This is a genomic window from Rossellomorea vietnamensis (genome assembly GCF_025398035.1).
Classification (GTDB): Bacteria; Bacillota; Bacilli; order Bacillales; family Bacillaceae_B; genus Rossellomorea; species Rossellomorea vietnamensis_B.
Genome location: NZ_CP104558.1, coordinates 2,201,482 through 2,215,910 on the forward strand (window position 1 = coordinate 2,201,482; position 14,429 = coordinate 2,215,910).

The following is a 14,429-nucleotide window of genomic DNA, read 5'->3' on the forward strand; positions in this document are numbered from 1 at the left end:
AAAATATGCTTGATCGAAATCTTATACTCCAGGGAACCAGCCAGGAGTGTTCACAATCGCATTCCATAACGGATCAGGAACGACCAATTCTTCCTGCTTTCCTTTGTCGATTTCCGTCACGATTTCATCTTCTTTTCCTTCTTTGATTTTTTTCAGCCAATCAGGATCGATGATGAGTTCGCGGCCTAGAGCCAGTAACGGGACGCCTGACGCGAACGCTTTATGGGCATCGTCTGCAGAGTAGATTGAACCTACCCCGATTAATGGCGCGCGGTCTCCGATCGTTTCCAACAGATAGTCCATTCTTGTTTTCTCGAGATCCTCCACGCCCTTTCTTGGCTTCGAGAAGAAATCGAACAGGGATACATGAAGGTAATCAAGATCCTTATCTGCCAGTGCATCCACGAGGGTAAGGGTATCCCCCATTGTGAATCCATTGTCTTCCGGCTCCTCAGGTGAGAAACGGTATCCAACGAGGAAAGATGGATCCGCATGCTCCGCAACCACACTCTTTACTTTGTCCACAATGGCAAGTGGGAACGTCATGCGATTTTCAAGGCTGCCGCCAAAACGGTCTTGTCTCTGATTGGTCATCGGGGAGAAGAATTGATGGATCAAGTAGCCGTTCGCTCCGTGAATCTCGACACCATCATAGCCTGCTTCAATCGCGCGGCGGGTCGTCTCACCGAACGCTTCGATGATATTCTCGATCTCTGCTTCCGATAAGCCTCTCGCTTTCTTCTCTCCATTTTCACCCATTACGTCACTGGCACTGACAACATCCCCATCAGGAACCAGGTCAGGTGGGCATTGTACACCCCCGTGGAAAATCTGGAGGACCGCTTTAGCGCCTTGATCCTTGATTCCTTTCGCCAATCGTTCCAGGCTTGGAATCATTTCATCGGAATCCCCGCCAAACTCACCGGGGAACCCCTTCCCATCAGGTGTTACGTATGTGCAGGCCGTAATCACCATACTGACGTCCTTGGAACGTCTCGCATAGTACGTAACCTCAGCATCCGTTACGTTACCTTCTTCATCTGACGAAAAGTTCGTCATCGGTGCCATGATGATGCGGTTCTTTAATTCGACTCCGTTTTTAAATGTATAGGGAGATACTAACTCTTTATATTTGTTGTTCATGATTTTGCCTCCTTGTGGTTGTTCAAAGGAAATCTTAATAGATGTTTAACTATTTGAACAGTCATCTGCTTGAAGGATGTGCCGGTATGATCAAAAATGGGCATCCCTCGATGATGGAGGGATGCCCTAGTATTTGCTTTAAAGTGTGATCGTAACCAGTAAAATAGAGGGTGTCACAGTGAATCTTTTTTTCACTTAAGTACCAGCTTCGCGACAACCTCCACATGCGCCGTCTGCGGGAACATATCCACCGGCTGCAAATACTCGACACGGTACTGCTTCTTCAAATAGTCGATATCCTTCGCAAGGGTCGACGGGTTGCACGATACATACACGAACGTCTTCGGTTTCACTTCTTTCAGCGTATCCAGAAGCTTATTGTCACAGCCGGTCCTCGGCGGGTCGACCACGACGACATCGGGACGCCAGCCTTCGTTTTTCCATTTTGGCATAAGGGTTTCAGCACCGCCGACAAAGTATTCGGCATGCTCGACTCCGAATTTCTTCGCGTTCTTCTTCGCATCATCGATTCCTTCCTTGATGACGTCCATTCCGCGGATTTCTTTCGCTCCATCTGCTAGCCACAATCCGATCGTCCCGACTCCACAGTAGGCATCGACGACTCTTTCTTCACCAGTAAGGGCTGCGGCTTTCTTCGCTTCGTTATACAGCTTGCCCGTCTGGATCGGATTCAGCTGGAAGAAGGCACGTGCGGACAGTTCGTAAGTGAACTCTTCCAGACGTTCTTCGATGCTTTCTTTTCCGGACAGATGAATCGTTTCGTCCCCGAAGACGAGGGCCGTTTTCTGGGGATTGATGTTCTGGGCGATGGAAACGACTTCCGGAAGACGTTTCTGGATTTCCGAAATGAGCAATTCCTTACGGGGAATCTTTTTCTCAGACGTCACAAGTACAACCTGAACTTCCCCTGTTTCAAACCCGACACGCGTGACGATCGTTTTCAGGATCGGCTTTTTCTTTTTATCATCAAAAACAGGGATGTTGAAGTCGTTGATGATCCGCTTGATTTCGTTGGTCACTTTATTCGTGAGCGGGTGTTGCACGATGCACTCATCGATGTCGATCAGCTTGTTTGAATTCATGCTGTACAAGCCTGCAATGGCCTTGCCGTTTTGCGTCCCGACCTGGAACTGGCTTTTGTTCCGGTAGTGCCACGGGTTATCCATGCCGATGGTCGGACGGATATCCATGTCTTCAAGCTTCAGCTTCGTGTGGCGCTCAAGGGATTGAAGAAGGATGTCGCGTTTGGCATCTAGCTGCCCTTCGTAAGACAGATGCTGAAGCTGGCAGCCTCCGCATAGCTCATAGACCGGGCATGGCGCTTTCACACGCTGTGGTGACTTCTTACGGATCTTTTTGATACGGGCTTCGGTGAATTTCGGGTGGACCTTGGTCACTTCGACGACCACTTCTTCCCCTGCCAGGGCTCCCGGCACGAAGACGATTTTACGCTTGAAGAAACCGACTCCTTCCCCGTTGATGCCGATTTTCTTTATGGTCAGAGGAAACTGTTGTTTCAGCTCGATTTTCACATCATTATGTTGCGGCTTTTTTGCATATTGCTTTTTCATTGGTTCACGTCCGTTCTATTCAATACTTCTCCATAAATACAGTGATGCATAGCTTAAATAAGGGTGCCAGGCTGCGCTGAATTCATCCAGCTCGTCCATGGTCGGCTTCTGTTCCATTTGGAATAATTGTTTGATGGCGTTTTGGATGCCGATGTCCGCTTTCGGGAACAGGTTCGGTCGTCCGAGTCCGAATAAGAGGAAGCTCTGGGCCGTCCAGGGACCGATGCCGCGGATTTTCGTGAGCTCCTTGATAACCTCTTCGTCTGTTTGTTCCGCCAGTTGATTCAGGTCCAGTTCCCCACTTGACACCTTCTCTCCAATACCGATCACATATTCCGCTTTCCGCTGACTGAATTGGAGACCCCTGAGTTCTTCCACTGTGAGTCCCGCTACTTTTTCCGGTGACGGGTAGAACCAGACGCCATCCTTTTCCCAGCCATATGTGGTGACGAATCGATGGGTCAGGGTGAAGGCGAACTTCAGATTCAGCTGCTGATGGATGATGCTTTTGACGATGGTTGCGAAGGGATCGAACTCCAGGACGAGCGGTGTTCCGATATGCTCCTCAAAGATCGGCTTCAGGTCGGTTTCCAGGAAATGCGCGTGCATGTCATGGAGACCGGTTTGCCATTGGAAAATGTCTGAAATTCGGTTTTGTTTCGCTTCCATATTTTCTTCATTTTCAAACGTGATCATGAATTCCGGCTCATCCGTTGTTCCCGTTGCCTGAATCTCGATGACCTCACCATTTTCCCCGCCATGATAATACGGGACCTTCACGCTTCGGTTCTCCTGATCCACTGCATTCAACGGATCAAGCGCCAGCCTGTCCAGCACGCGGTCAAAATCATACGGACCTTCAACCTTAACATTCCTGCTTGCCATACTCCTCACCCTTCCGCACAAAACTTGTATGTGTATTATAGCATAAACGGAAGAGGGACGGACCTTCATTCCTAGGACCAAGTCCTAGGAATGAAGGTCCGTCCCTCTCTTATTTCATCATCGGATGCTCATCAAGGCTTTTGAATGTGTAGCCCCGTTTTTTGAGGTCCTGGATGGCTTTTTCGAGTGCGTCTGCGTTGTCTTTGGAGACGGAGTGCAGGAGGATGATGGCACCGGGGTGAGCCTGGGCCATGATGTTGTCATAGGAATACTTCCATCCTTTTTGCTGGTCGGTCTTCCAATCGATGAACGCTAGTGACCAGAATACGTGGGTGTAGCCTTCTTCTTTCGCGATCTGAAGCGTGCGTTCAGAGAAGACCCCTCTTGGCGGACGCAGATACTTCATTTCTTTCTGCCCGGTCAATTCTTTTGTTTTCACTTTCACTTTTTCGAGCTCTTCCCGGATCTTCTGATCGGAGCTTGCCGTGAAGTCAGGGTGATGCCAGGAATGGTTTCCGATGATATGTCCCTCTTTCACCATACGCTTGACGAGATCCTCGGCACTGAGCAAATAATGACCGGTCACGAAGAAGGTGGCCGGTACTTTTTCCTGCTTCAGTACATTGAGAATCTTTTCTGTATAGCCATTTTCATACCCGTTGTCGAATGTGACGTAGAGTACTTTTTTATCCGGTGAGCCTTTATAGAAGGCATCGTACTTATCGAGGAGCTGGTCATACGCTGCTCCCGCTTCCGGCTGCTCTTCATTTTGACTCTTTTTGAATCCCCAGCCGATTGGATTATTGGATACTGCATAAGCCTCGGCGGGTATGAGCAATACTAAGATTGCCGCTATGATTAACACTTTTAGTGATTTTCGCAATATTGAACCCTTCTTTCACTTCCGTTTCCTTTAGTTTTTGAGAAGTGGAAGGATTCATGTGTACTAATAGTATCCAGAAATGGGTGTTGATGTGGTGGATCGTGTCTCTTTTCGTTTTGTTGCGGTATTTGTTGCTGCACTTTTGACGATTACCATCCAAGGTCCGTCCCTCTACTCAAAAAACGTCTGATACTTCGTTGCCATTTCGGTCAGTTTGCCTTCGTGTTCTTCGATGAAGGTGGAGACAGTTTTTCTGTCCCAGATGTCGTCGCCTTTCGGGAAGTCGCTGAATTCTTTGGATAAACCTGCGACCATTTTATCCCTGGAGACCGAAACCATCGATTCGTCGACGGTGAAGTGATATTCTTTCGCATTCGGTATAAGAAGCGTCAGGTAGATGGCGTTGTAGTAAAAGTTCTTCCGATTGACGTTGCTGCCGTCAAACCAGTATTCATTCACATCGCTTTCAGACAACTTCCCTTCTTCCTCATAGCCGTATGTCACCTTCACCATTTCACCGGACAGATCGATTTCCTTGATCGTTTCAGCACCGGGCAGCTCTTGCAGGATCGCCTGTACTTTCGAGTTATCTCCTACATAGGTTCCGCTATTTTCTTTCAATGTATCCACACTCACATCGTCAATGGACGTAATATCCGCTTCTTTTTCAGGATTGGCTGCACATCCTGTTAAGAAAATCATCAACGTAAGTAGCAACATGCCAAATAATTTATTAAAAATCATACTCGCCCTCCAACTCCTGTTTGTATGATATACGAATGAACGCTCGTTAAAGTTTCATCCTGATTTTAACATATATAACCAATAAAAAAACCACCCCGCACGTACGGGATGGTACCATTTTCTTATTTAAAAACCTTTTCCTTGAACTGAGCCAGCTTCTCCAAAGAAGATTTGTCGACTTCCGCGTGAAGGCTGTTTCCGTGTGAATCCATTGTCACAACGGCTGTGAAACCTTCTACATTCAAATGCCACATCGCTTCCGGGATACCGAACTGCATCAGGTCGACACCGTCTACACCTTTGATGCAGTCTGCGTAATACTGAGCCGCTCCACCGATGGCATTCAGGTACACTCCGCCATGATCCTTCAGAGCGGCAAGGGTTTTCGGACCCATTCCGCCTTTACCGATGACGGCACGGATACCGAAGCGCTTCATGATATCGCCTTGATAAGGCTCTTCGCGGATGGACGTTGTAGGGCCTGCCGCTTTCACGTGCCAGTTGCCTTCATCATCCTTCAGCATGACGGGGCCACAGTGATAGATGATTTGTCCGTCGAGATCAACCGGTGCATCGTTTTCGCTCAGATGCTTGTGGATCGCGTCACGGCCTGTGTACATGCGGCCGTTGATGTGAACGACGTCTCCCACTTTCAGCTCACGGATTTTTTCTTCCGTGATCGGGGCTTCAAGGACCACCACATTTGGCTGTTCACCAGAAGTTGCCGCTGCCGTTTCAAGCTCAGCAACTGACCTTTCTGTGAGGTCGATCTTATCGCCTTCCTGATAGAACCACTCATCGACTCCGCCAGTTGTTGCGTCAAGCTTCACGCCCAGACGACGGAATGCCCAGCAGTTATAGGCAACAGATACGAAGAAGCTTGCAGGAATCCGGTTCATGACGCCCACTTTACATCCTAGAAGCGTCGTTTCCCCGCCGAATCCCATCGTGCCGATTCCAAGCTCGTTCGCATTGTCCATCACATACTCTTCCAGTTTCCGAAGATCTTCATTCGGATTCACGTCATCGACGGAACGGAATAGTTGCTCTTTCGCAAGGTCATACCCGGAAGAACGGTCTCCGCCGATTCCGACGCCGATGAACCCGGCGCTACAGCCCTGCCCCTGAGCCTGATACACCGAATGCATCACACATTTACGGATTCCGTCAAGGTCGCGCCCGGCACGGCCAAGTCCTTCAAGTTCACACGGAAGGCTGTACTGGATGTTTTTATTTTCACAACCGCCGCCCTTTAAGATCAGGCGCGCATCGATATAATCCTTTTCCCACTGTTCGAATTTGATGACAGGCGTCCCAAGACCAAGATTGTCTCCTGAGTTGGCACCCGTCAAAGAATCAACAGAGTTCGGACGGAGCTTTCCATCCTTCGTTGCCTGTACCATGGCCGCATAGATCGCTTCTTTGATTTCAAGCTGATTCACGCCGACCGGTGTTTTTATTTTAAAAGTTGGAAGACCTGTATCCTGACAGATCGGGGATACATTGTCATCCGCCATCTTTACGTTGTTTGAAATGGTGTCCAGGCTCATCGCCGCACGGGTCCCTGCGTTCTCACGGGCTTTCGCCGAGCGGATCGCACGCCGCACATCCTTAGGCAGATTCGTAGACGTCTCCACAATCAAATCGTACATACTTTGCTGTAATGTCTCTTTATTCATCGTTCTCCCCCTCTAAAGATCTCAATAACAGTCGTAATTTTCATACATCATTATACTCCTATAAGATTGAGATTGAAAGGGATTTCACAATGGAATTTCCTTCTCGAAATAACACGAAACATCGTCTTCTTCCATATAAATAAACCCGTTATTTTTATAAAATGTGATGGCGTCCGCCCATTGTTTGTTTGTTTCGAGGACGAGTCTGCGTGCGCCAAGGGATCGTGCTTTGTCTTGGAGATTCTCGAGCATGATGCGGCCGAGTCCGCGTTTCCTGTATGGGGCCAGCACTGACATCCGGACAATCTCATAGGTGTCTTCTGATTTTTTCCGGATCGCTCCGGTACAGATGATGTTCTCATTCTCTTTCCCTACAAAAAAATGATGCTGCGTGCCGTCATACTCTGTGGAAATATCATGAATATCCGGGTTCAGCGCGTGATCGATGAATCCGAACCGTTCAAGGAATCCGGAGAGGATCACCTCTTTTGCCTGCTCGCTTTGGTGTACTTCGATGGGTGTGATGATCATGGGGTGTCGCTCCTTTAATAGATGGTTTTGTATTAAAGTTAGACATGTTGATAGGAAAATCCTGCTTGTGCATTCCTGTCTTATACAGGACATAGGATGAAAGATGGAGGTATCAACCGTTATGGGGATTTATCGACCGTTATGAGAAAAACGACAAATACCGACTTCCCACACCAAGGTCCGTCCCTCAAAAAAATAAGAGCCCCACAAAGGACTCCTACTCGCTTTTCTTAAATTGTTCGCATTTCACTTCTATGTCATCGATCATGGCGATCAGGCGATCGATATCGTCAATGTCCGCTTGTTCCGGGTCGATTGAATCCAGCACGTCCACGAACAGGTTCAGTCGTTGTTTCAAATAGCTTACTTGTGAGTCTTTATCATTGATAGCTTTACCCAAGAGTTCTCTCTCCTTTCAATACGTTTACTATGGTAACCAATAACTTTGCGATTGACAAGGGCTGGCCCTTTCTCAATAATGGATAGATGACCGAATCATAAAGGAGCTTTTACAAAATGAAAACTGATACTCTCTCCAAGAAAATGTCGATTGACCATGATCCTTGGGAGGCTTATTTAGATGTGGATGAGCATGGTGATATTACGCTTTCCAATATCGAATTCACGACCACGACCCTCTGCAATATGAGATGCGAGCACTGCGCCGTCGGATATACATTGTCGCCGAAGGACCCGAGTGCCCTGCCCATTGAACTAATCCTAGGGAAACTGGACGATATCAAAACGCTCCGTTCCCTTAGTATTACCGGTGGGGAGCCGATGATGTCCAAGAAATCCGTAGAACACTATGTACTTCCATTACTCAAGTATGCACATTCCAGGGGCGTACATACCCAGATTAACTCGAATCTCACCCTGGACCTTGACCGCTACTTGATGATCGCCCCGTACCTCGATGTCCTGCACATCTCCCATAACTGGGGAACGATCGATGAATTCATCGATGTCGGCTTTGCCAATATGGAACGGAAGCCAACGAGGGAGCAGCGCCGGAAGCTATTTGACCGCATGATCGAAAACAGCCGTGCCCTTTCAGAACGCGGGGTCCTTGTCTCGGCGGAAACGATGTTAAATAAAAACACCCTGCCGTACCTGGAAAAGATCCATCGCCAGGTTGTCGATGAAATGAAATGCGGACGTCATGAAATTCATCCTATGTATCCTTCCGACTTTGCATCAAGCCTTGAGACTCTATCATTGGAAGAAACACGTGAAGCGATCCGGGATATCCTTAGGTTCCGCGACGAGAATGTGTGGATGCTATTCGGCACTCTTCCATTTTATCCATGCAGCTCTTCACAGGAAGACTTGGATTTTCTGAAGGAGCTGTATGCTGCGAAAAAAGTGAGCGTAAGGAATGATCCCGACGGCCGTTCCCGTCTCAACGTGAATATTTTCACCGGCGATGTCATCGTCACCGACTTCGGGGATACGCCGCCACTCGGGAATATCACCAAAGATACACTGCCCGATATCTTTGAAAAGTGGAAAGGTCAGCCTCTCGCAAAAGAACTGAACTGCCACTGTCCCATGGCCCGCTGCCTCGGACCGAATGTACTCGTGAAGTCGATGTACTACAAGGATGTAGACTTTTCAAAGCGTGAAGCGAAGATTTCCCGATAAAATGAAGGTGAAAGCTCAAATCTGTATGGATTTGGGCTTTTTTAGATGAATTCAGTGCCAGGAGCGTGGAGTTAAGTATTCCTACTTTGACATTCCGAATAGTGAAGAACCGCCATTGAAGGTCCGTCCCTCCATTCCACCGCTAAAACCTTTATATAACGCCTTTTCCCCATCCAACACTAGGGTCCGTCCCTCCAACCCACAAAAAAAAACACCACGGATGTACATCCGAAGTGCTTTTTATCCTATGGGCTTGCGGTCGCTGTTTGGGGTGGTGATTTTTTCGAGTGCCGGGTCCATGACGTTGTATTTTTGTTTCTTGATTTCTGCATAGATTCTCGCTCTTCTGGCGCCGAACCATACGCGAAGTGTGATGAATGCCACCAGTAGTCCGCCGAATAGTAATAGATACTCCATGTGATTCCCTCCTTTTAATTCAGAATATTCTAATTATTATAACATATGACCAGAAATAATAAAAGAGTGAAATTAGGATTTACCCGATTTCACCCTTTCTTAAACTTTTATCTTGGAGATTCGCTTGCCATGAATCCGAAGTGGACGTGATCCTGAACTGGAATCCAGGCTCCGACTCCTTGAGAAGTCACGTTTTTGACGACAATGGAGCGCTTTGTACCTTTCATGACGAGGTACACTTCCCCATAGGTCACTTTCCCTTTTTCATTGATGGCTGGTGCATATGCATATAGATAGCCCAGTCGTTTAGGGGAGATGTTGTACACTTGATCTTTTTTTGTGCCTGCCCCCACGATGGTTTGGAAGGCGAGTGGCAGCTTGGATTTATCCATGGCTTTGATGAGCATCATTTTCTCCACATCATCTGCATGGGGAACCTTTGCCGTGAGTCCACCCTTTACGACCTTCTGTGCTTCCTGGAGGTAGTGAATTTGATAGTTGGATTTTCCTCCGCGGTTATCAAAGTAATTCGTGTTGACCTTTTGATACTCCCAGTTCGGGGAGGTTTCCGTTGATGCATAGTTCAGTGGCCATTCCCCAAGATAGATGGTGGCTCGAAGTCCGATCGTCGGTGCTTTATTGACCGTGGACTCGTTCAGAATACGGATCAGGTTCGGGTTTTCAATCCTCACATTGGAGGTTTCGATCAGCTCCTGACTCCACTCGCTCGGTTGCAGATAAGGCTGATCCTGTGTAGAATTTGGATACGTATTTTCCTTGGCGATATCAAGAACTGAGTTTGGGATCTTTACGCTAGAATCCTTAGTGGACTCCGGAGCTTTCTCCGTTTTTGGCTTACTTTCCTTCTTAGGACTGGTTTGGGCGTGAATCCCTGTAGTTGCAACGAAAAATGCGAGTATGACCATAAGAGCAGTGCGCATTAATTTCATGTATTTGACTCCTTTCAAGCATATAAGGGTTTGCCGTTAGTTTTTCCTAGAAGGTGAAGCTTATCCAAAAAACTTCTTTAGAAAGAATATTTACAAAATTCAAATATTATTTTATACTAGCATTATTGAAGCGGGGACGTCCGAGCTTCTCCTACAAAGCAAATCGGCGTTTCCGATCATTCCTGCATTCCCTAAAAAAAGCCATGGAATCTCCTAAGATTCCATGGCTTTTTTAATCGTCATCCTTATTTTTAGAAGAACATGCAAGAATCGTGCAACCCGGATGGGAAACGATCCTCTTTCCCTTCCAAAAGATGAATGCCCGGATTGTGATGCACTCGGTCATACCGTGTTTTGGGATGATGTCTGCGGAATAATTCCCGTCTTCATCGGGAATCGCAGGATTCGGTTTGATAATACTTTTCAAATGTTCTTCCAATACTTCGAAATATACTTCGATGTGTTTCATGTCTTCACACTGAACTTTCCCCGTGAGGCACCCTCCCTTGCAGCTTACAATCACCGGAACATTCAGGGATACACTTGGCTTCACATGTTCCTTTGGTTCAATTGAAATGCTTTCCGTTTCTGCAGGAATGATGTCAGCTTCTCCATTTGAAATCAGTGTGAAGTCATTTGAACGGCTTATGTCATCATCCGCTCTTTTTTCAGGAAGTGGCGGGTTCGATTCGACTTCCCCTTCGTCCCGGGCATTGCTCACACACTCACCATCCCCGCTACTTTCTTCACAGCAGTCGATTGGTTCCATTTCATCCAGGTCGTCCTTTGGGTGAGGGCAGGTGCAATGAATGTTGATGATTTTCTCCTCAACGATTATTTCCTTTCCTTCGATCAAGGCAATTGCCTGAACCACAGCTTCTCCGGATACATGTGAATCCGGGGTAAGCACCGCTTCATATTCCCCTTTTGCATTCGTTTTGATTTTATCGGGGGTGATGCTAGCAACCTCAGGGGTGATATTCAGCTTGATCCCCACATTGGCGACAGGCCTTCCATTGCAGGTGAATTTCCCGGTAATCGCGGCTCCTTCGCATTCTACACAATCCGGTACACATAATGTCAGCTTAGGCTTTTCGCATATGAGGCACCCGGCATAGACGAACACCATCTCCGAAACCGCTTTTCCACCTACCACAGCCGTCGCCGTAAATGGGACCTCCCTGAATGGGGTATTCGGAGGAACGAAGGCAAGGGTTGAAAATTCCCCGTTCTCATCAGTAGTGACAACCTCTGGCTTAAAGCTTAACACTGGACTTGAAAACGAAACCTCTTTATTCGCCAGTGGAAATCCTTCACAGGAAAGACATCCTGAAATGATCCCCTTACAATTCAGCTTTTTGTTCTCTTTGATATGAATCTTTGGATGCTTGCATCGACAATCGATGTTGACCTCCCGGGACGCGACAACCTGCTCCCCTTCCACGGTGGCCGACGCTTTTATGATGATCGTTTCATGGACTCCGAGTCGTGGGCAGAGCTCGGTGACATACCTGCCTTCTTCATCGGTAAATGCCGGATTCGGATCGATCTCCACTGCATCCGGCTCAGAAGCCGTGACCGTAAACGAAATCCTGCCATGCTTAACAGGCACTCCGTCGCATGTCAGCCTTCCCGTCAATTTCGTTCCTTCGCATGTGACGGTATCGCATGGAACTTCAAGGGTCAACTTAGGATTGCGGCACTTTTTACATCCTGCAATTACGGTATCCGTGGCACTGATGGTCTTTCCATCGATCACGGCTGTTGCTGTATAAGAAGCGGTCTGAAACGGCGTCCCTTTCTTCACGGTGACAATGGATGAAAATCTTCCGTTCTCATCCGTGACGGGATTCGGTGTCTGGAACATTAGAATGGATGAACCTGATAATGTGACCGGAACATTCGCCTGCGGGACACCATCACATGTGACTTTCCCTGAAATGGTTGATCGGCAGTCGATCTTCTTCAACTTGTTCAGCTTGATCTCCGGATTCTTACATTTCACACATCGCACAGCCACTTCCCTCGTTTTCGAAACCACCTTCAATCCGCCGATCTTTGTCACGGCCGTGATGCGGATCGTTTCATCCACATCGGGAAAAGGGACCAGTGTCGCCGTGTATCTCCCGTCACTCTTTGTAATCGCGGGATTTGGGGTGATGACGACACGGTTGGAGGCGGATTCGATGATAAACGATATGGCTGCACTCCCTATTGCCTGACCGTCGCAAACAAGTCTGCCTCTGATCTGTGTACCCTTGCAGCCGACCGGACAAGGAACCGGCTCGAGTGTAAGCACTGGGTATTTACATCGGATGCAATCCACCCTGACAAAAATCGTATCACTGATGGTCTTTCCGATCACGACCGCCGTTGCTGTGATCGTGACATTCGGTGTAATCGGAGTCCCGAGTGGCACGGTCACCCTCGTGGAAAACCGGCCCGTGCTGTCCGTGACCGGTGTGGGATCCTCAAAGACGAGACCCGGAAACGAGGATTTTAGCGTAACCGTCACTCCCTGAAGGGGCTGATAATCGCACAGGACCCTTCCGCTGATGATGCCCTCGCAACTGATGATGCCGATATCATCAAGTTGGATGGTTGGATTCGTGCATCCTTCAAAAGGAAAAATCCCTGGACATCCTCTCGGAGGTAAATCGATTTTGCAATCAATGACTTTACCGTTCGTCGGTTTTTTCTTTTTTCTCACGCTACTCATTCCTTTACACAAAAACTCTCCTGTTATCTTATTCAAGAATGAGTAGGCGGTTCTCACGGAATTGATTTTCCAAGTAAAAAGACCCGGCAGAAATCCTGCCGGGTCTTTTCTTGACAACTATAGTAAATAAAATCCGATCCCCATGATGACGTAAGCTGCCAGAAGAGTCAATCCTTCAAACCAATTCGTTTCCCCATCATTTGAGATGATCACTGTGAGCAGGACCGCTGAGACCATTGCCACCAGTTCCGGTAACGTAAACACGAGTGACATGCTTTTTTCAAAAAATAATGAAACCAGCACGAGCACTGGTGCGACGAACATGGCGACCTGCAGGGTGGACCCTACAGCAATCTCAACAGCGATATCCATCTTGTTTTTATACGCCATGATCACGGCTGACGCGTGCTCCGCCGCATTCCCTACGATCGCGACGATGATGACCCCGATGAAGAGCTCGCTCCAACCGAACGCTTCCCCTACTTCTTCAAACGTATGGACAAGGCGTTCAGATACATAGGCGACGGCAACAGTAGAGAGAGCGAGGATGAGTAACGCTTTTCCCTTGCTCCATTCCGGTTCCTCATCATGTTCGTGGGCTCCTTCGCTGTTCTCACTCTGGTACACACCGCGGTGCGTCACGAGTTTGAAGAACAGGGCGAATAGATAAAGGAGGATCAAAATGATCGATATCCCGATGGAAAGGCTCATCGTCCTCCCTTCATTCATATCCATGGAGAACACTTCCGGAATCACGAAGGCCACAATGATGGCGAACATGAGGAGCCCTGAGTTATGGCGTGCATCGAACACGTTGAACTTTTGACGCTTGAACTTCACGCCTCCGACAAAGAAGGACAATCCTGCAACCAGGAGTAGATTCCCGAGGACGGACCCGGTCAGGGAAGCCAGTACGACCCCGATCAAACCGGCTTTCAGCGCAAAAATGGAGATGATCAGTTCTACGGCGTTCCCGAAGGTGGCATTCAGAAGTCCGCCAATACGTGGACCCGACACAACCGCCAGGCTTTCCGTCGCCCTGCCCATAAACGCAGCTAAGGCAATGATCGTGACGCAATAAATGACGAACATAATGACACTAGGCCAATGAAGCAGGGAACCGATCACCGAAACCGGGACCCCTGCAAATACAAGCAGCGTAAATACTTTATTCACTTTTATGACCCATCCTTTATAATAAATTTGGTTAAAACAGGCCTGTTTAGACACATTATAGATAGA

13 protein-coding genes are annotated in these 14,429 nt (G+C 48.0%); 1 reads left to right on the top strand and 12 read right to left on the bottom strand.

The features are described from left to right. Positions 1–21 precede the first annotated feature (21 nt). The 8 genes from N5C46_RS11490 to N5C46_RS11525 all read right to left on the bottom strand — a co-directional run bounded on the left by N5C46_RS11490 (position 22) and on the right by N5C46_RS11525 (position 7,857). A complete protein-coding gene (locus tag N5C46_RS11490) occupies positions 22–1,143 on the bottom strand; it encodes an NADH-dependent flavin oxidoreductase (RefSeq protein WP_261752202.1) in 1,122 nt (373 codons plus the stop codon). A gap of 191 nt (positions 1,144–1,334) precedes the next feature. Further along, entirely contained in the window at positions 1,335–2,735 is a 1,401-nt protein-coding gene (rlmD, locus tag N5C46_RS11495; RefSeq protein ID WP_261752204.1) for a 23S rRNA (uracil(1939)-C(5))-methyltransferase RlmD, read from the bottom strand. 15 nt (positions 2,736–2,750) lie between these two features. Beyond that, complete coding sequence (locus tag N5C46_RS11500; RefSeq protein ID WP_261752205.1) at positions 2,751–3,620, bottom strand: DNA-3-methyladenine glycosylase family protein; 870 nt, start codon at positions 3,618–3,620, stop codon at positions 2,751–2,753. 109 nt (positions 3,621–3,729) lie between these two features. Then, positions 3,730–4,503 carry a delta-lactam-biosynthetic de-N-acetylase gene (gene pdaA, locus N5C46_RS11505; protein WP_261752206.1) on the bottom strand — a complete coding sequence of 258 codons (774 nt, stop codon included), beginning with the start codon at positions 4,501–4,503 and terminating at the stop codon, positions 3,730–3,732. A gap of 171 nt (positions 4,504–4,674) precedes the next feature. After that, the gene (locus N5C46_RS11510) at positions 4,675–5,247 is read right to left on the bottom strand and encodes a DUF4825 domain-containing protein (RefSeq protein WP_261752207.1); all 573 of its coding nucleotides are present in this window, start codon (positions 5,245–5,247) and stop codon (positions 4,675–4,677) included. A gap of 122 nt (positions 5,248–5,369) precedes the next feature. Further along, positions 5,370–6,926, bottom strand: coding sequence for a fumarate hydratase (locus N5C46_RS11515; protein ID WP_261752208.1), 1,557 nt, complete (start codon positions 6,924–6,926; stop codon positions 5,370–5,372). 84 nt (positions 6,927–7,010) lie between these two features. Then, positions 7,011–7,457: a GNAT family N-acetyltransferase gene (locus tag N5C46_RS11520; protein ID WP_261752209.1), complete on the bottom strand. Its 447-nt coding sequence runs from the start codon at positions 7,455–7,457 to the stop codon at positions 7,011–7,013. A gap of 217 nt (positions 7,458–7,674) precedes the next feature. Further along, on the bottom strand, positions 7,675–7,857 hold the full coding sequence (locus tag N5C46_RS11525; protein WP_034761313.1) for an SE1561 family protein: 183 nt from the start codon (positions 7,855–7,857) through the stop codon (positions 7,675–7,677). 116 nt (positions 7,858–7,973) lie between these two features. Here N5C46_RS11525 and yfkAB point away from each other — a divergent pair, with 116 nt between their 5' ends. Continuing rightward, on the top strand, positions 7,974–9,101 hold the full coding sequence (gene yfkAB / locus N5C46_RS11530; RefSeq protein WP_261752210.1) for a radical SAM/CxCxxxxC motif protein YfkAB: 1,128 nt from the start codon (positions 7,974–7,976) through the stop codon (positions 9,099–9,101). A gap of 240 nt (positions 9,102–9,341) precedes the next feature. Here the strand turns inward: yfkAB and N5C46_RS11535 are convergent, their stop codons facing one another. The 4 genes from N5C46_RS11535 to cax form a co-directional block, all read right to left on the bottom strand. Next, positions 9,342–9,518 carry a hypothetical protein gene (locus N5C46_RS11535; protein WP_261752211.1) on the bottom strand — a complete coding sequence of 59 codons (177 nt, stop codon included), beginning with the start codon at positions 9,516–9,518 and terminating at the stop codon, positions 9,342–9,344. Positions 9,519–9,625: 107 nt separating this feature from the next. Next, complete coding sequence (locus N5C46_RS11540; RefSeq protein ID WP_261752212.1) at positions 9,626–10,468, bottom strand: YfkD famly protein; 843 nt, start codon at positions 10,466–10,468, stop codon at positions 9,626–9,628. A 232-nt stretch (positions 10,469–10,700) separates the two neighbouring features. Then, positions 10,701–13,178: a transthyretin-like family protein gene (locus N5C46_RS11545; protein WP_261752213.1), complete on the bottom strand. Its 2,478-nt coding sequence runs from the start codon at positions 13,176–13,178 to the stop codon at positions 10,701–10,703. Positions 13,179–13,304: 126 nt separating this feature from the next. Next, positions 13,305–14,363: a calcium/proton exchanger gene (gene cax, locus N5C46_RS11550; protein ID WP_261752214.1), complete on the bottom strand. Its 1,059-nt coding sequence runs from the start codon at positions 14,361–14,363 to the stop codon at positions 13,305–13,307. Positions 14,364–14,429 lie beyond the last annotated feature (66 nt).